Origin of the sequence: Pseudomonas sp. S9 (assembly GCF_000222125.1) — a bacterium.
In the GTDB taxonomy this organism is placed as follows: domain Bacteria; phylum Pseudomonadota; class Gammaproteobacteria; order Pseudomonadales; family Pseudomonadaceae; genus Aquipseudomonas; species Aquipseudomonas segetis.
Window position 1 is genome coordinate 530,536 of sequence record NZ_AFFX01000001.1, and the last position, 16,125, is coordinate 546,660.

The 16,125-nt window shown below is 55.6% G+C and carries 18 protein-coding genes; 12 read left to right on the forward strand and 6 right to left on the reverse strand.

Going from position 1 to position 16,125, the window contains the following annotated elements:
• The first annotated feature begins 4 nt into the window (after positions 1 to 4).
• Positions 5 to 673, forward strand: a complete 669-nt coding sequence (locus PSES9_RS0102420; RefSeq protein WP_010483635.1) for a TetR family transcriptional regulator — start codon at positions 5 to 7, stop codon at positions 671 to 673.
• 63 nt (positions 674 to 736) lie between these two features.
• Here the strand turns inward: PSES9_RS0102420 and PSES9_RS0102425 are convergent, their stop codons facing one another.
• The 5 genes from PSES9_RS0102425 to aroQ all read right to left on the reverse strand — a co-directional run bounded on the left by PSES9_RS0102425 (position 737) and on the right by aroQ (position 4,993).
• Positions 737 to 1,753 (reverse strand): TRAP transporter substrate-binding protein, encoded by a 1,017-nt coding sequence (locus PSES9_RS0102425; protein WP_010483636.1) that lies wholly within the window; start codon positions 1,751 to 1,753, stop codon positions 737 to 739.
• A gap of 57 nt (positions 1,754 to 1,810) precedes the next feature.
• Positions 1,811 to 3,091 (reverse strand): TRAP transporter large permease subunit, encoded by a 1,281-nt coding sequence (locus PSES9_RS0102430; protein ID WP_010483638.1) that lies wholly within the window; start codon positions 3,089 to 3,091, stop codon positions 1,811 to 1,813.
• Entirely contained in the window at positions 3,088 to 3,615 is a 528-nt protein-coding gene (locus PSES9_RS0102435; RefSeq protein WP_010483641.1) for a TRAP transporter small permease, read from the reverse strand. The genes PSES9_RS0102430 and PSES9_RS0102435 overlap by 4 nt, the downstream gene beginning before the upstream one ends.
• 74 nt (positions 3,616 to 3,689) lie before the next feature.
• Positions 3,690 to 4,547, reverse strand: a complete 858-nt coding sequence (locus tag PSES9_RS0102440) for a shikimate dehydrogenase (RefSeq protein ID WP_010483643.1) — start codon at positions 4,545 to 4,547, stop codon at positions 3,690 to 3,692.
• A 5-nt stretch (positions 4,548 to 4,552) separates the two neighbouring features.
• Positions 4,553 to 4,993: a type II 3-dehydroquinate dehydratase gene (gene aroQ / locus PSES9_RS0102445; protein ID WP_010483645.1), complete on the reverse strand. Its 441-nt coding sequence runs from the start codon at positions 4,991 to 4,993 to the stop codon at positions 4,553 to 4,555.
• Positions 4,994 to 5,446: 453 nt separating this feature from the next.
• Between aroQ and PSES9_RS0102450 the strand changes: the two genes are divergently transcribed.
• The 6 genes from PSES9_RS0102450 (at position 5,447) to PSES9_RS0102475 (ending at position 10,504) form a co-directional block, all read left to right on the forward strand.
• Positions 5,447 to 5,656, forward strand: coding sequence for a hypothetical protein (locus PSES9_RS0102450; protein WP_010483647.1), 210 nt, complete (start codon positions 5,447 to 5,449; stop codon positions 5,654 to 5,656).
• 189 nt (positions 5,657 to 5,845) lie between these two features.
• Positions 5,846 to 6,982 carry an elongation factor P maturation arginine rhamnosyltransferase EarP gene (gene earP, locus PSES9_RS0102455; protein ID WP_010483649.1) on the forward strand — a complete coding sequence of 379 codons (1,137 nt, stop codon included), beginning with the start codon at positions 5,846 to 5,848 and terminating at the stop codon, positions 6,980 to 6,982.
• Between the two features lie 47 nt (positions 6,983 to 7,029).
• Positions 7,030 to 7,602, forward strand: a complete 573-nt coding sequence (gene efp, locus PSES9_RS0102460; RefSeq protein ID WP_010483650.1) for an elongation factor P — start codon at positions 7,030 to 7,032, stop codon at positions 7,600 to 7,602.
• Positions 7,603 to 7,932: 330 nt separating this feature from the next.
• Positions 7,933 to 9,249: a branched-chain amino acid transport system II carrier protein gene (brnQ, locus tag PSES9_RS0102465; RefSeq protein WP_010483651.1), complete on the forward strand. Its 1,317-nt coding sequence runs from the start codon at positions 7,933 to 7,935 to the stop codon at positions 9,247 to 9,249.
• Between the two features lie 131 nt (positions 9,250 to 9,380).
• Entirely contained in the window at positions 9,381 to 10,115 is a 735-nt protein-coding gene (locus PSES9_RS0102470) for a DUF599 domain-containing protein (RefSeq protein ID WP_010483652.1), read from the forward strand.
• A complete protein-coding gene (locus tag PSES9_RS0102475; protein ID WP_010483654.1) occupies positions 10,112 to 10,504 on the forward strand; it encodes an MAPEG family protein in 393 nt (130 codons plus the stop codon). Before PSES9_RS0102470 ends, PSES9_RS0102475 begins: the two co-directional genes overlap by 4 nt.
• Positions 10,505 to 10,576: 72 nt before the next feature.
• Here PSES9_RS0102475 and PSES9_RS0102480 read toward each other — a convergent pair whose 3' ends face one another.
• On the reverse strand, positions 10,577 to 10,867 hold the full coding sequence (locus PSES9_RS0102480) for a hypothetical protein (RefSeq protein ID WP_010483656.1): 291 nt from the start codon (positions 10,865 to 10,867) through the stop codon (positions 10,577 to 10,579).
• 203 nt (positions 10,868 to 11,070) lie between these two features.
• Here PSES9_RS0102480 and PSES9_RS0102485 point away from each other — a divergent pair, with 203 nt between their 5' ends.
• The 5 genes from PSES9_RS0102485 to PSES9_RS0102505 all read left to right on the forward strand — a co-directional run bounded on the left by PSES9_RS0102485 (position 11,071) and on the right by PSES9_RS0102505 (position 16,094).
• Positions 11,071 to 11,547 carry a PaaI family thioesterase gene (locus PSES9_RS0102485; RefSeq protein ID WP_010483658.1) on the forward strand — a complete coding sequence of 159 codons (477 nt, stop codon included), beginning with the start codon at positions 11,071 to 11,073 and terminating at the stop codon, positions 11,545 to 11,547.
• The gene (locus PSES9_RS0102490) at positions 11,544 to 11,987 is read left to right on the forward strand and encodes a PaaI family thioesterase (protein WP_010483660.1); all 444 of its coding nucleotides are present in this window, start codon (positions 11,544 to 11,546) and stop codon (positions 11,985 to 11,987) included. Before PSES9_RS0102485 ends, PSES9_RS0102490 begins: the two co-directional genes overlap by 4 nt.
• A gap of 37 nt (positions 11,988 to 12,024) precedes the next feature.
• Complete coding sequence (locus tag PSES9_RS0102495) at positions 12,025 to 13,278, forward strand: hypothetical protein (protein ID WP_010483661.1); 1,254 nt, start codon at positions 12,025 to 12,027, stop codon at positions 13,276 to 13,278.
• Positions 13,279 to 13,387: 109 nt separating this feature from the next.
• A complete protein-coding gene (gene htpG, locus PSES9_RS0102500; RefSeq protein ID WP_010483663.1) occupies positions 13,388 to 15,292 on the forward strand; it encodes a molecular chaperone HtpG in 1,905 nt (634 codons plus the stop codon).
• A gap of 70 nt (positions 15,293 to 15,362) precedes the next feature.
• The gene (locus PSES9_RS0102505) at positions 15,363 to 16,094 is read left to right on the forward strand and encodes a dienelactone hydrolase family protein (protein ID WP_010483665.1); all 732 of its coding nucleotides are present in this window, start codon (positions 15,363 to 15,365) and stop codon (positions 16,092 to 16,094) included.
• Positions 16,095 to 16,125: the final 31 nt, after the last annotated feature.

Sequence of the window (16,125 nt, forward strand, 5' to 3'; positions counted from 1 at the left end):
AACTATGACAACAACAACAGGGCTTGCCGAGGGCGCAGTGAGCGCGCCACGCAAAAGCCGCAAGAACAATCCCGAGAAAACCCGCGAAAATATCCTCCAGGCTGCAATCACCGAGTTTGTCCAGTTTGGTCTATCCGGGGCGCGCGTAGATGCCATTGCCGAGCGCACGCATACCTCGAAACGCATGATCTATTACTATTTCGGCAGCAAGGAGCAGCTCTACCAGGCTACTTTGGAAAAACTTTACGGCGACATTCGTTCTACTGAGCAGAGCTTGCACCTAGGCAAGTTGGGGCCCGTCGAGGCGATACGCCGCTTGGTCGAGTTCACCTTCGATCACCATGACCGCAATGTCGACTTCGTGCGCATCGTCAGTATCGAAAACATCAACTTTGGCCAGTATGTCGGCCAGTCGGAAACCATTCGTACCATGAGCAGCCATGTGCTCAAGTCGCTGGGCGAAATCCTTGATCGTGGCGCCGAAGCCGGGCTGTTCCGCCAGGGCCTTGATCCGGTTGATGTGCATATGTTGATCAGCTCATTCAGCTTTTATAGGGTTTCAAACCGCCACACCTTCAGCTCAATCTTCCAGATCGACTTGCAAGACGATGAAGTCAAGCAGCGGCAAAAGCGCATGATCTGTGAGTCGGTCCTGGGCTTTCTTCAGCGCTGATCAATTGTAAGCCACAAAAAAACGGCCAGCTGGCCGTTTTTTTGTGGGTGGCAAAGCGCCGGTTTAGTGCGCTGCGCGGGTCTTCTCGACTGAGTCGTACATGGCCTTGACCAGAGCCGGGTCCATGTCTTTGGAGAACTGCTCGATAACAGGCTTGACCTTCTCGCGGAAGCGATCCATCTCAGCCGGGGTCACAGCGTTGGCCTGCATGTCTTTCGACAGTTCTGCATAGGCTGCATCTTGGGCTGCCGCGGTAATCTTGCGCTGGTAGGCAGTTGCTTCCTTGGCTGCATCCACAATGACGGCCTGTTCCTCGGGGTTGAGCTTGGCCCAGCTCTTTTCGCCAATGATGAACGACTGTGGGTTGTAGATGTGCTGAGTTACCGAGAGGTATTTCTGCACTTCGTTGAACTTGTTGCCCTTGATCACGGTGAACGGGTTTTCCTGGCCGTCTACAGTGCGTTGCTCAAGGCCGGTGTACACCTCGGGGAATGGCATTGGCACTGGGTTTGCACCCAGGGCCTTGAAGGTTTCCAGGTAGATGGGGGACTGGATTACACGAATCTTCAAGCCAGCCATATCTTCCCATTTGGCTACTGGGTGCTTGCTGTTGGTCAGGTTGCGGAAACCAAGGTCCCAGTAGCCCAGGGTTTTAAGGCCTTTGCCTTCCAAACGCTTGGACAGTTCCTGGCCAACCGGGCCATCAATCACGGCTTGGGCCTCGGCGGTGTTGTTGAACAGGAACGGGAAGTCGAGCAGGGCAAACTCCGGCACCTGGGCTGCAAGAATTCCGGAGTTGAGCACGGTCAGGTCCAGGGTTGCACCTTGCAGTGCGGAAACGGTTTGCAGGTCGCCACCGAGCACGCCGCCGGCAAACAGGCGGACCTTCATCTTGCCACCGCTTTTCTCCTTGACCAGGTCGGCAAACTTCTGTGCGCCTTGGCCCTGCGGGTGCTCTTTAACGTTCTGGAAAGCAAAACGCAGTGTGTGCTCGCCAATTTCTGCATGGGCAGACAGGCTGTTGAGCAGTAAGCCTGCGAGACAGGCGGAGGTCAGCAGTGGTTTAAGCCAGTTGTTCATGAGTAAGGCACTCCATCGTTATTGTTTGAGTTACGGGGCTTGCGGTGGATCACAGGTTCAACCGGTGAAAAACTTCAACGGACCCAGAACCAGTTGGGGGAACAGGACAAGAAGTATCAGGACGATCACCTGTGCCAGCAGGAACGGCCAGACGCCTCGGGTAATTTCATCAATACGCAGCTTGGATACGCCACATACCACGTTGAGCACAGTGCCCACTGGCGGAGTGATGAGTCCAATGGAGGTGTTGACCAAAAACAGTACGCCAAAGTAAACCGGGTCGATGCCTGCTTGTTTCATCACTGGCATTAATACCGGCGTCAGAATCAGGATCGAGGGCGTCATGTCCATGACCATGCCGACCAGGATGATCAGCAGCATGACCATCAGCAGCAACAGGGTTGGCGACTCAAGGAATGGTTCGAGCAAGTCGGTCAGTTGGCCAGGCAGGTCGGCGATAGTCACCAGCCATGAGGAAACCATGGCCGCCGCGACCAGCAGCATCACCACCGAGGTGGTCTTGGCAGCAGACAGCACGACTTCAAACAGCTGGCTTATCTTCAGCTCGCGGTAGATCACCAGTGACACGAACAAGGCATAGACTGCCGCAACCACGGCCGCCTCGGTCGGGGTGAAGATACCGAATTTGAGGCCGACAATAATGATGATCGGCAGACCCATGGCCCAACTGCCGTCAAGCAAGGTCTTGATGACCTCTTGGCGGCTACGCTTGGCGGGAACTTCAACGTTTTCACTGCGTGAAACAAACCACCAGGCAATTGCCAACGCGCCGCCGAGCATGATGCCTGGCACTATGCCTGCGAGAAATAGCTTGGAGATCGACACGCCGGAAGCAACACCAAAGACGATAAAGCCGATACTTGGTGGAATGATCGGGGCAATGATGCCGCCAGAGGCAATGAGCCCGGCAGCGCGCTCGCGATTATGCCCGGCCTGTACCATCATCGGCACCAACAGCGCCGCCAGGGCAGCAGCGTCGGCAACCGCAGAGCCGGACAGCGAAGCCAGCAGACATGAAGCGATAATGGCTAAATAGCCGAGGCCACCACGCTTGTGGCCAACCAAGGCCATGGCAATGTTGACGATGCGTTTGGACAGGCCGCCAGCGTTCATGATCTCGCCAGCCAGCATGAAAAATGGCACAGCCAGCAAAGGGAAGCTATCGGCGCCATTAAGCAGGTTCTGCGCGATGATCTGGGCATCGAACAAATCCAGCTGCCACATCAGCGCAACGCTCACCATCAGCAGGGCAAAGGCGATCGGTATGCCCAGCGCCATGGTGCCAAGCAGGGTGCCGAGAAACAGGGCCAGGGTCATGACTTGATCCCCTCGTTGTCAGGTAACTGTGTTGATTCGATTTCGGACTTGCCTTGGGGCAGGCGTCCGCGCAGTGCCAGTATCAGGTCGTAGGTGATGATTGGGATCGCGCTCGCTCCGAACACCACGCCAATGCCATAGAACCAGGCCATCGACAGGCCAGAGGCGGGCGCGGCGACATCAAGGTTGATCTTTGCCTGCTGCCAGCTGCCGCTGAGTATCAGCCAGGCAATCAAGAGCATCATCAGGTGGCCAAGGGCCAGGAACAGGTTGCGTCCTGCCGCTGGCATTTTCTTGATGATCAGGTCCAGGCCCAGGTGACTGCGCTCGCGCAAGGCAACCAGCGCACCAAGGAACACCATCAGCACGAACAGCCAGCGTGAGAGCTCTTCTGAAACAGTAATGCCGGAGTTGAAGGCGTAGCGCATGACCACGTTGCCAAAGACCATGACCACCATTACACCCATGCACAGGACGATGATCAGTTTGAGCAGGCTAAAGTACAGGTTGACGATTTTTGTCATTTCGACCTCACAAGGCTAGCCAGTGTGCAGCGCACCCGGTGCCATTCTTATTGTTAAGCCTCAGCGCCGATCACTCAGCCCATGCCGTGGAAATGTTGCTGCATGCGCTGTGCATCTGCTTGTAAACCACTGAACAGCTCAAACGCCTTGACCGCCTGGAATACCGCCATGGCGCTGCCGTCCAGCGTGCGGCAACCCAGCGCTCGGGCTTCACGCAGCAGCTCGGTTTCGAGTGGGAAGTAGACAATCTCGGCAACCCACAGGTCAGCACGCAACAATGCTTTTGGCACCGGCATGCCGGGCAGCTTGACCATGCCCATTGGCGTCGTATTGACCAGTCCGTTGGCGTTCTGCATTGCATCGGCAAGGTCTACACCAAGCTGGGCACGGTCGCCGGGAAAGTTCTGGTTCAGGTTATCGACAAGGTTTTGTGCCCGGCTGGCGTCGACATCAAAAATAATCAGTCGCCGCACGCCTTCGCTGAGCAATGCGTGCGCGACTGCCGCACCAGCGCCACCGGCCCCCATCTGCACGACCTGCTCACGAGCAACGTCGGCCAGGCCACGGCGGAAACCTTCAGCAAAGCCAAGGCAGTCGGTGTTGTGGCCGATCCGCTTGCCATTGGCAAAGACAACAGTGTTGACTGCGCCAATACCACGGGCCTCGGGTGAGAGTTCGTCAAGCAGCGGGATCACTGCCTGCTTGCAGGGGAAGGTGATGTTGAGTCCGGTGAAGCCGGTGTGCTGCGCCGCGCTGATGAGTTCAGGCAGGGCGTTCAAATCCAGTTGCAAGGCATCCAGGTCAATCAACCGGTACAGGCAACGTACGCCTTGGGCGTCGGCTTCATGTTCGTGCAGGGCGGGGGTGCGCGAGGCCTGGATTCCTGCGCCAATGAGGCCGGCCAGGATGCTGGCGGTACTTGGGGACGGCATAGAAGTTAGTCCTGCAGAAGATGAGCGAAGTGTTCGATCGCCAGGCGATAGCCGTTGCTGCCGAGGCCGCAAATCACCCCAACCGCTATTGCTGAAACGAATGAATGATGACGAAAAGCTTCGCGCTTGTGCACGTTGGACAGGTGTACTTCGATCACCGGCACTTCGCTGGCGACCAGCGCATCGCGAATGGCCACCGAGGTGTGGGTCCAGGCCGCAGGGTTTATGACAATCCCTGCACAGCGGCCACGTGCCTCGTGTATCCAGTTGATCAACTCGCCTTCGTGGTTGGTCTGCAGGAACTGACACTCAAACCCATGCTGTTCGGCGCTGTGGCGGCAGAGTTCGGCGATATCGGCCAGGGTTTCGTGGCCGTAGGTTGCAGGCTCGCGTGTGCCGAGCATGTTCAGGTTTGGCCCGTTAAGAACCAAGAGGGTGCGAGGCATTAAAAAGGTACTCCGGTTTTATTTTTGTGGTTCTGGGTGCAATGCCCGGAACGCTTGGGGAGAAAATGTACCAACTGGTTAGTTTGGTCAACTAGCTTATTGGCTAAGGTGCCAGCATCCAAACCAGGCATTGCTATGGTTTTTATTGGATAACTAGCTGTTTATTAAGGGTTTAGTGGCTTTATCCAAGCTGGGTTTGGCATTGTGTGCTTTGTTGTAAAGCGTTCGTTTATCGATCAAATTTGTTCGTTGTGATCGTTTTTCGCCTAAACCGGCAGTCAATGTCTGATCAAGGCACGGGTTTGAAGGCCGGGCTGGCAGCGGCTTGCTCGTTGATTTGAATGTTACAAACAGGGGCATGCTTTCTATAGATAACGACTATCAATTCGACTGATTTCTCCTCCGGGGGCCTCTGGCATATCGTTTGTCCCAAGCAAAGTTCTGGAGGCGACCATGTCACACATCAACATCATGTCAGTAGTAGGCAGTGCAGTACCGGCGGCGTTACGGGCCGCAGGATCCATAGCCTGTTGGTATGTCGTAGTTGATGGCGTGCAAAAGTCAGGACCTTTCACATCCCTTGATGCTGCCATTGCCAACCAGTCGGTATGGGAATTCGAGCTGCTCATGCGTCATAAGGGTCTCCAGTCATTTGCTGCCTGATTATCGAGTCCAGCCATAGTTTTACCGTTTCGCTTTACTCCTTGTGTTGCTCCTCCCTTTACCCGCCCTTGTGGCGGGTTTTCTTTGTCCGCAATTTCCAACCGGCATGGCGATTTATTTGAACTGCGTAGTCTGCCGACGATGTTGCGTCAGGTGGCACGGGTTAAACTGGCGCATCGAATGTGAACGGTGCGTGCTGTGAAGTGGGATATTTTCTGCAGTGTGGTAGATAACTTCGGTGATATCGGGGTGACTTGGCGGTTGGCCAGGCAACTGGTTGCCGAGCATGCCCTGGCCGTGCGCTTGTGGGTGGATGATCTCAGCGCCTTTGCCCGGATTTGCCCTGCAGTGGATCCACGACTTGATTCTCAGGTCCAGCACGGTGTTGCCATTCATGCCTGGCATGGCCAGTGGACAGCGATTGAGCCTGGCGATGTGGTGGTTGAAGGCTTTGCCTGTCACCTGCCAGATGCCTACGTGGCGGCAATGGCAGCGCGTGAACCCAAGCCACTGTGGCTGAACCTGGAATACCTGAGTGCCGAAGAATGGGTCGACGGCTGTCATGGTTTGCCATCAATGCAGTCCAATGGCCTGCAAAAATATTTCTTCTTCCCAGGCTTTACTGGCCAAACCGGCGGTCTGCTGCGGGAGACTGGGCTGATCGCCGAGCGACATGCATTCCAGGCGGATGCGGGGGCTGCAGCACGCTTTTTGCGCGAATTGGCGGTTGAGCCTGTTGCCGGGGCGCGGCTGATCTCGCTATTCGCCTACGAGAATGCAGCGCTAGGCAGTTGGCTTGATGGGCTGGCGGCCATGCAATCGACAACCCAGCTCCTGGTTCCGGAAGGGCGAATCCTCAAGGATGTCGAGCGCTGGCTCGGAGGCCCGCAATTGCGAGCTGGTGATTGCCGGGTGCGTGGTCAGTTGCAGGTCAACGTCCTGCCTTTCCTTGAGCAAAGCCAATACGACCGGTTGCTGTGGAGCTGCGATTTTAACGCGGTGCGCGGCGAAGACTCTTTCTTGCGCGCGCAGTGGGCAGGAAGACCCATGCTTTGGCATATCTATCCGCAAGAGGAGGGCGCGCATTGGGACAAGCTTGATGCGTTTTTGCAACTTTACAGCCAAGGCTTGTCGGCACCGGCCCGCGAGGCATTGTTGGCGCTATGGCGCGACTGGAATGGCGGGCAAATGATGACTCAAAGCTGGTCCTTGTGGCAGGAGCAGGCCGAAGAACTGACCGTTCATGCAGAAAAATGGTGTCTGGAACAGGCTTCTCGCACAGATCTTGCTGCCGCGCTGGTGCAGTTTCAGCAAAATTGGATATGATACGCCACCTACGAATTCTGTAACCCCATTCATATCCGGATACTAGTATGAAAACCGCACAAGAAATGAAGCCCAACAGTGTGGCTCTGATCGACGGCCAACCTTGGCTTATCCAGAAGGCCGAGTTCACCAAATCCGGTCGTAACAGCGCCATCGTAAAAATGAAGCTGCGCAACCTGTTGACGGGTTCCTCGACCGAAACCGTCTACAAGGCTGACGACAAGCTCGAGCCTGTGATCCTGGACCGTATCGACGTGACTTACTCGTACTACAGCGAGCCTAACTACGTGTTCATGGACGAAGAGTTCAACCAGTACGAGTTGAACAAAGAAGACCTCGAAAGCGTCCTGCCTTACATCGTTGACGGCATGACTGATGTCTGCGAAGCCGTTTTCTTCGAAGGCAAAGTTGTTTCCGTTGACCTGCCGACCACTATCGTTCGCCAGATCACCTACACCGAAGGCTCCGCTCGCGGCGACACTTCTGGCAAAGTGATGAAGCCAGCCAAGCTGAGCAACGGTACTGAAGTCAAGGTTGCTGACTTCTGCGAGATCGACGACTGGATCGAAATCGACACCCGCACTGGCGAGTACAAGTCGCGCGCCAAAGCTCCAGTTTGATCTGAGCTTTTAGCAGCAGAACCCGGCCTTAGTGCCGGGTTTTTTGTGCCTGCAGGTGCGTGGCCCTGGACGTTGGTGATTGACCGGTCGTCAATGTCTTGCTGATAAAAGTAGTCGATGCGACACCAAGTTATTGCGCTTCGACACCCAGGCTTGTGTCAATGCCGTTCCACGGCTGAATTCGTTAGTATTACAACGATTAATTGGTGGGGCTTTCACAAGAAGCCTTCGGCATCCCAGTGGTTGTGCTTAACCTGCACGGCGACGTTTCCCCCGATCCTTCGGGAAACCCTCGGAACTCATTATTTTCTGCATGTGGTATTCCCCTTTATGACTCGTTTAAAAGGCTCGGATCTCCTGGCCCTTGGCTTCATGACGTTTGCGCTTTTTCTAGGTGCAGGCAATATTATTTTCCCACCCAGTGCAGGCATGGCTGCTGGCGGCAACATGGGAATGGCCGCGTTTGGCTTCTTGCTCACTGGCGTAGGCCTGCCATTGTTGACCATCGTGGCGTTGGCCCGTGTCGGTGGCGGCATGGCATTGCTGACAGCGCCATTGGGTAAGGCGGCGGGCATAGTGTTTGCCGTGGCGGTTTATCTGGCGATTGGCCCATTGTTCGCGACCCCTCGTACCGCAGTGGTTTCCTTTGAAATGGGGATCGCCCCGTTCACGGGCACGGATGGTTCTGCATTGCTGATATACACCTTGGCGTATTTTGCCGCGGTGATGTTCTTGTCATTAAATCCGGGACGCCTGGTTGATCGTGTCGGCAAGTTCATTACGCCGGTATTGATTGCCGCCTTGCTGGTACTCGGTGGCGCGGCATTGCTGTCGCCAGCGGGCGAGGTGGGGCAGTCCACCGCTGAATACCAGTCTGCACCCTTTGTACAAGGCTTCTTGCAGGGCTACCTGACCATGGACACCCTGGGCGCCCTGGTCTTCGGCATTGTCATCGCCATGGCGATTCGCGACCGTGGTATCACCGACAGCAAGCTGGTTACACGTTACTCGATCATTGCCGGTTTGATTGCTGCAACCGGGTTGTCGCTGGTGTATCTCGCACTGTTCTATCTCGGAGCGACCAGCCAGAGCATTGCCGCAGAGGCGCAGAATGGTGTGCAGATTCTCACCGCTTACGTACAGCACACATTCGGCACCACTGGCAGCCTGCTGCTTGCGGTGGTGATTACCTTGGCCTGCCTGACTACGGCGGTTGGCCTGCTGACTGCTTGTGGTGAGTTTTTCAGCGAGTTGTTGCCAGTATTGCCGTATCGCGTGGTTGTGGTGGCCTTGGGCGTCTTCAGTTTGTTGGTGGCGAACCAGGGATTGACGCAGTTGATCAGCCTGTCGGTGCCAGTCCTGGTCGGCTTGTATCCGCTGGCGATTGTGCTGATTGGCTTGAGCCTGCTTGATCGTTTCTGGCTGTCTTCGCGCCGGGTATTTATCCCGGTGATGTCGATTGCATTGATCTTCGGCTTTGAAGCTGCACTGTCTGCCGCCGGTTTCAAGAACCTGGTGCCGAGCATTTTCTCGCAGTTGCCACTGTCAGAGCAGAGCCTGGGCTGGGTATTGCCGGTGCTGGCAACACTGGTGGTTGCGATCATTGTCGATCGGATCGCTGGGCATAAGGCTATCGCCACCGCCTAGCACGATTTGTCGCTAAGAGCCGCCCACGAGGCGGCTTTTTAGTGGGTGTTTTTTGTTCGGCAGGTTGGTGTTTTATGAGGCAGCGAGGGATGCGCCTTGTCTATAATCGTCAGGGTCAACAAGGAGTACTCATGCCGATTAGTGATTTTCACCTGCCACATGTAATTGCAGTCATTTGGTTCTTGATTTGCTGGGTCGGCTATAGCCGTTATTCCCTGGCAAAAGCCAAGACCACGCCTTGCCTGGCCAGTGTCCTGCATTTGTATCGTGAAGACTGGATGCGCCGCATGCTGTTGCGTGAGAACCGCATTGCCGACGCCAACGTCATCGGTAACCTGGAGCGTAACGCTTCTTTTTTTGCATCCAGTACGCTGATTATCCTGGCCGGTATCCTCACTGTTCTGGGTTCATCGGACCGGGCGCTCTCGTTGTTGGCGGACCTGCCCTTTGTGCAGGAAGCCAGCCGCAGCCTGTCTGAAGTCAAGCTGCTGGGCCTGGGCGTGGTGTTTGTCTACGCCTTTTTCACCTTCAGTTGGTGCATGCGCCAGTACAATTTTGCTGCGATCCTGGTGGGGTCGGCGCCAATGGTGGGTGAGCGCAATGTGACTGAGCAGGAACGCAAGGCGTTCAGTGAGCGCACGGCGCGGGTTATTTCCATGGCGGCCAACCAGTTCAACTATGGTTTGCGCGCCTATTACTTCGGCATGGCGACTTTGGCCTGGTTTATCAACCCATGGTTTTTCATCCTTGTCACCACGGGTGTGGTGATGATCCTGTATCGCCGCGAGTTTCATTCAGACGTGCTGGAAGTCATGGTCTATACGCAAACCCCGACAATTGAGCCGGTTAAGGAGAAAGTCGAATGAGTCTGCCGTTTTGGTGTGTGTTCATCAGTGCGCTTTTGATTTTCGTCGCCAAGGCTCCTGTGGCCAAAGCGATGCAGAAGCAGGGCGGAGGCGTCTACGATAATCATCATCCACGGACCCAGCAGTCGCAGCTCACAGGCTTCGGCGCGCGTGCGCTAGCTGCGCATATGAACAGCTTCGAGGCCTTTCCGCTGTTTGCCGTCGGGGTCCTGATGGCCCATGTGACCCAGACCCAGGGTTACCTGATTGATACCCTGGCGATCATTTTCGTGGTTGCGCGGGTCTTGTATCTGGTTTTCTACTGGGCGGACATGCACTGGCAGCGCAGCCTGGCCTGGCTGGTGGGTTTGCTCTGTAGCTTGCTGCTGATGTTGTCGCCTGCGCTGTAAAAGCTTTGAAGCAAAGCCGTCAGACAAAACAAAGCCCCGCATTTGCGGGGCTTTGTTTATCGGCGCAAAAACTTAGTTGCCGTCAATCGCATCCTTGGTTTCGTCGCCAGCTTCTTCAACTGCGTCGGATGCATCATCCATCGCGCTTTCGACTTTTTCGCCAGTGGTTGGCTCATTGCCAACGGCTTCGTTTGCTTTCTGCTTGATGGCATCGCCGGCGTCTTTTGCGGCGTCGCTCATGGATTCGGCTGCTTCAGAAACTGACTCTTTAGCCGACTCCATCTTGTCTTCCGGGGTTTTCTCGCACGCACCCAAGGCAAGCATGGAGGCAAGAATAAGGGCATAGGAAAATGGTTTTTGCACGGTTAGGTACTCCTTGTAAGTATCGTAAGTGCCGGGTTTCCCCTAAGCATGCTGCTTTGAACACAGCACTAAGACTTTAGTTCACTATTGGATACAAGGATTCCGGCTAAGTGATTGGCTGACCTGGCGTTGATTGCGCATGAGTCGATGCATTGCCACGGGACAAGACGTTATCATGCCGGCTTTTGCGGTTGGACTGTAGAATGAGTGAGTCGGCTATTCTCGAACGGGCGCAGCGTTTTTTAAGCGCGCTACGTCATTGTCAGGTATTGGGTTTACAGGTTCATCAGGCGACGGCTGAAGGGCTTACTTTATGCCTGCCCTACAGTCCGCAGATTATTGGTAACCCAGAGACCGGGGTTATTCACGGTGGTGCGATCACCACCTTGATGGACACTACATGCGGTATTTCAACGGTCTGTGTATTGCCGGAGTTCGAGATTTGCCCAACCCTCGATCTGCGTATTGACTACATGCATCCCGCAGAGCCGCATAAGAACGTATATGGGTTTGCCGAATGCTATCGGGTAACGCCTAACATTATTTTTACCCGTGGCTATGCCTATCAAGATGATCCCACGCAACCTATTGCGCATGTGGTTGGCACCTTTATGCGCATGGGCAAGATCGCGCAGGGCGGTGGCAATCTGAAAAAAGACATCCAGGGGGGCGCGCAATGAGCCTCGACCTCAATCAATGTGTACGCGATGCGCATGAGCGTAATGATTACGACAAGCTGATCAGTCTGTTTCCCTACGCCAGCCTGCTCGGTATCGAGTGCTTGCGTATGGGCGATGACATGGTTTTTCGGCTGCCAGCCAATAAAGACAACATCGGTAATCCGGTGTTGCCCGCGATTCACGGCGGGGTTATCGCCGGCTTCATGGAGCACTCGGCAATGTTGCACCTGCTGATGTTCATGGAAATTCCACATTTACCTAAAATCATCGACTTCTCGATAGATTACCTGCGCGCAGGTCATTATCGTGACACCTTCGTTCGTTGCCAGGTGTGGCGTCAGGGCCGCCGGGTCGCCAACGTTGCTATTACCGCCTGGCAAACCAACCAGACGGAGCCAATTGCAACTGCTCGCGCGCATTTCAAGGTCGACGAGCCGTAACAGCTTCGCTGTCAGATATTTTGCTTAAGGACGTTGCATGGATTCGTTGTTGATCCTCGGTGGCTTACTGCTGATTTTGGCAGGCTTGGTCTGGTTGGTGATGCGTGCCTTTGGCACCAGCCTGCTATGGGGCTGGGCCAGCTTGTTGCCGCCGTTGACCCTGGGCTATCTGTTTCGCCACTGGAGGTCAGCCAAACAGCCGATTGGGCTTTGTGGGTTGGGCGTGATCCCGTTGGTGGTCGGCCTGACGATGCTGGCCAGTCATGACAGCCAGCGCTTGGCCCAGATCATTAGCCTGCAATGGCTGCAGCCTGACGCGGCAGCACCTTCGGCACTCAACTTTGCCTTGAACGGAGAGCTCAATGGCCAGCCATTCAACCCGCAACAGGGTGAGTTGATCGACGGCGTGCTGACGCTGCGTGAAGGGCAGGATTTCTTTGCCCGTCGTGAAGTGGTTATCCGCCTGCCTCAACAGCCAGCTGGTGCGGTAAATGTTGATGTGTTGCCAAGGGACACCGGCCGTCTACCCGAAGTCGAAATCAGTTGGCTATTGCCCGAACAGGAACTGCCTGAAGCACGTCGCGTGCGTCATGGTTATACCTTGCACCTGGCATTGACGCCTCTAGCGCCGAACAAGCTTGAAGGTGACTTCCACCTGGTGCTGCCGCCACAATTCAAGACAACCCTGAGCGGCAAGGTCGAGCTGTTCAGTAATGGCTTGCGCTACGTTGACGGCAAGGTTGATCGCAGCGTCGACTCGCGCGACACCCTGGCTTATATCATCGAGGATTACTTGCAGCGGCGCTTTATCACCCGCCAGGTGCAACTGCGTCCTTTGCCCATGCCCAGCTTCACATCCAGCAGCCTTGATCTAAAGGTCGATGCGCAAATCAATGAAGAGCCCCAACAACTGGCGCTGCAACTGGTCAAGTCGCCCGGAGCGGGGTGGAGTGTGAAGGGAGATCGTTACGCCAAGTTGCCAAAAGACCTTAAGGCTCCTGCGGTTGTTACCACCGTCGAACCCGAAAAACAGCTGTCGCCAGAAGTTGCAACACGGCAGATAGACCGCCGTTCACGTTTCTCCTTGAAGCGATTGCTTCGCAATCCCGAGCGCTACTATGGCCTGGCCATGCATGCGGTTACCTTGCGTGGCAGCCGGGTCGAGGGTCGCTTCCGGGGAGTGGACGACCAGGGGCAGATTGTTTTGCGCCAAGTCAGAAATGGTGCGGGGGAGGCCAGTTTCACCGTCGATCCGCAACAGATCGAAACCATCGAGCTGCTTGAACCCTGAGCCTGAAAATTTTCAATTCAGTCAAGCCCTTGAAATGCCTGTGACTGCCCCCATTTGAATGACTACCGCCTATAAAAGGCTCAGCCATCAAATGTGGAGTTAAACGACCATGAGTGTGGAAACTCAAAAAGAAACCCTGGGCTTCCAGACAGAGGTGAAGCAACTGCTTCACCTGATGATCCATTCGCTGTATTCGAATAAAGAAATCTTCCTGCGTGAATTGATTTCCAACGCATCGGATGCCGTCGATAAACTGCGTTTTGAAGCCCTGGCCAAGCCAGAGTTGCTTGAAGGTGGCGCAGAGCTGAAAATTCGTGTGAGCTTCGATAAAGAAGCCAAGACCGTGACGCTCGAAGATAACGGTATCGGCATGAGTCGCGAGGAAGCCATCACGCACCTCGGCACCATCGCCAAGTCGGGCACTTCCGAATTTCTCAAGAACATGACCGGCGACCAGAAAAAGGATTCGCACCTTATTGGTCAGTTTGGCGTGGGTTTCTATTCTGCATTCATCGTTGCAGACAAGGTTGATGTGTTTACCCGTCGCGCAGGCCTTGCCGCAGGCGAGGGCGTTCACTGGTCTTCGCAGGGCGAAGGCGATTTCGAAATTGCCACCATCGATAAGGCCGAGCGCGGTACGCGTATCGTTTTGCACCTCAAGGCAGGTGAAGACGAGTTCGCCGATGGCTGGCGCTTGCGCAATATCATCAAGAAGTATTCCGACCACATTGCATTGCCAATCGAGCTGCCGAAAGAGGCGGCCAGTGAAGCTGAAGAACAGCCGGCCGAGCAAGAGTGGGAAACCGTCAACCGCGCCAGCGCGCTGTGGACTCGCCCACGTAGCGAGGTCAAGGACGAGGAATACCAGGAGTTCTACAAGCACGTTGGCCATGATTTCGAGAACCCACTGAGCTGGAGCCACAACAAGGTCGAAGGCAAGCTGGAATATACCTCGCTGCTGTATGTGCCTGGCCGCGCTCCTTTTGACCTGTACCAGCGCGAGGCGCCCCGTGGCCTGAAGCTCTATGTGCAGCGCGTGTTCATCATGGATCAGGCAGACGAGTTCCTGCCGCTGTACCTGCGCTTTATCAAAGGCGTGGTCGACTCCAATGACCTGTCGCTCAATATCTCCCGTGAAATCCTGCAGAAAGATCCGGTTATCGACTCCATGAAGTCGGCGCTGACCAAGCGCGTGCTGGACATGCTGGAAAAGCTGGCCAAGAACGACGCCGAGCAGTACAAGACATTCTGGAAAAACTTTGGCCAGGTGCTCAAGGAAGGCCCGGCAGAGGACTTTGCCAACAAAGACAAGATTGCTGGCTTGTTGCGCTTTGCCTCCACCGCCGGTTCCGAGGGTGAGCAAGAGGTTGGCCTGGCCGACTACATTGCCCGCATGAAGGAAGGCCAGGACAAGATTTACTACCTGTCCGGCGAGTCTTACGCGCAGGTCAAGAACAGCCCGCATCTCGAAGTCTTCCGCAAGAAAGGCATCGAAGTACTGTTGCTCACCGATCGTATCGATGAGTGGCTGATGAGCTACCTGACCGAGTTCGATGGCAAGTCGTTCGTCGATGTAGCCCGTGGCGACCTTGACCTTGGCAGCCTGGATTCTGAAGAAGACAAGAAGGCCCAGGAAGAAGTGGCCAAGGCCAAAGAGGGCCTGACCGAGCGCTTGAAGTCTGCTCTGGGCGAGCAGGTGGCCGAAGTGCGTGTATCCCATCGCCTGACCGATTCGCCTGCTATTCTGGCCATCGGCGAGCAGGACCTGGGCATGCAGATGCGCCAGATTCTTGAGGCGAGCGGGCAGAAGGTGCCGGAGTCCAAGCCTATCTTTGAATTCAACCCGGCCCACCCGTTGATCGAGCGTCTGGATGCGGAGCAGGATGAAGACCGTTTCGGCGATCTGACACATATCCTCTTCGACCAGGCGGCCTTGGCTGCTGGTGATAGCCTGAAAGACCCTGCCGCTTATGTGCAGCGTCTGAACAAGCTGCTGGTTGAAATGTCAGCCTAGCAAGTGCAACGAAAAAGCCCGCGAACGCGGGCTTTTTCATATCGTTCAGCCTGAAATCGGGAGAGCACAGATGAGCAATATGAAGGTTCAAGCCATCGCATACGAGGTCGATGGTGTGCAGTTTGAAGGTCAGTTGGTCTTCAATAGTGCAATCAAGACGCCACGCCCAGCCTTGTTGATGGCGCCTAACTGGATGGGCGTGAGCGATGGTGCGATCGATATCGCGCGCAAGGTCGCTGGCGATGATTACGTGGTGTTTGTTGCTGACCTATACGGCAAAGACCTGCGCCCCGGTAATGCCGATGAAGCCGGTGCCGCGATGATGCCGCTCAAGGATGACCGGGCACTGCTGCGTAAACGCATGCAAGGCTCGCTGAAGACCTTGCTGGCCCAGGCAGACAAGGTGGCCTTGGATGATTCCAGGCAGGCTACCTTTGGCTTCTGCTTTGGCGGTTGTTGCTCGCTGGAGTTGGCGCGTGATGGTGCACCGCTGCAAGCTGCCGTCTCGTTCCATGGCACGCTGGACACGCCAAATCCTGCCGATGCGAAGAAGATCAAGGGGGCTGTCCTGGTCCTGGACGGTGCGGCCGACCCCTTGGTTCCTCGTGAGCAACTTGCCGAGTTTGCCAAGGAAATGACCGAGGCCAAAGTCGATTGGCAACTGGTCACCTACGGCGGTGCGGTGCATTCCTTTACTGATCCGCACGCCAATATGCCGGGGACGGCGCAGTATGATGAGAAGACTGCAGCGCGGGCCTTCACCGCTATGCGCAACTTGCTGGATGAGTGCTTCAGCGCCTGACAGCGCAAGGGGCAGTACTGAAAACGCAGCC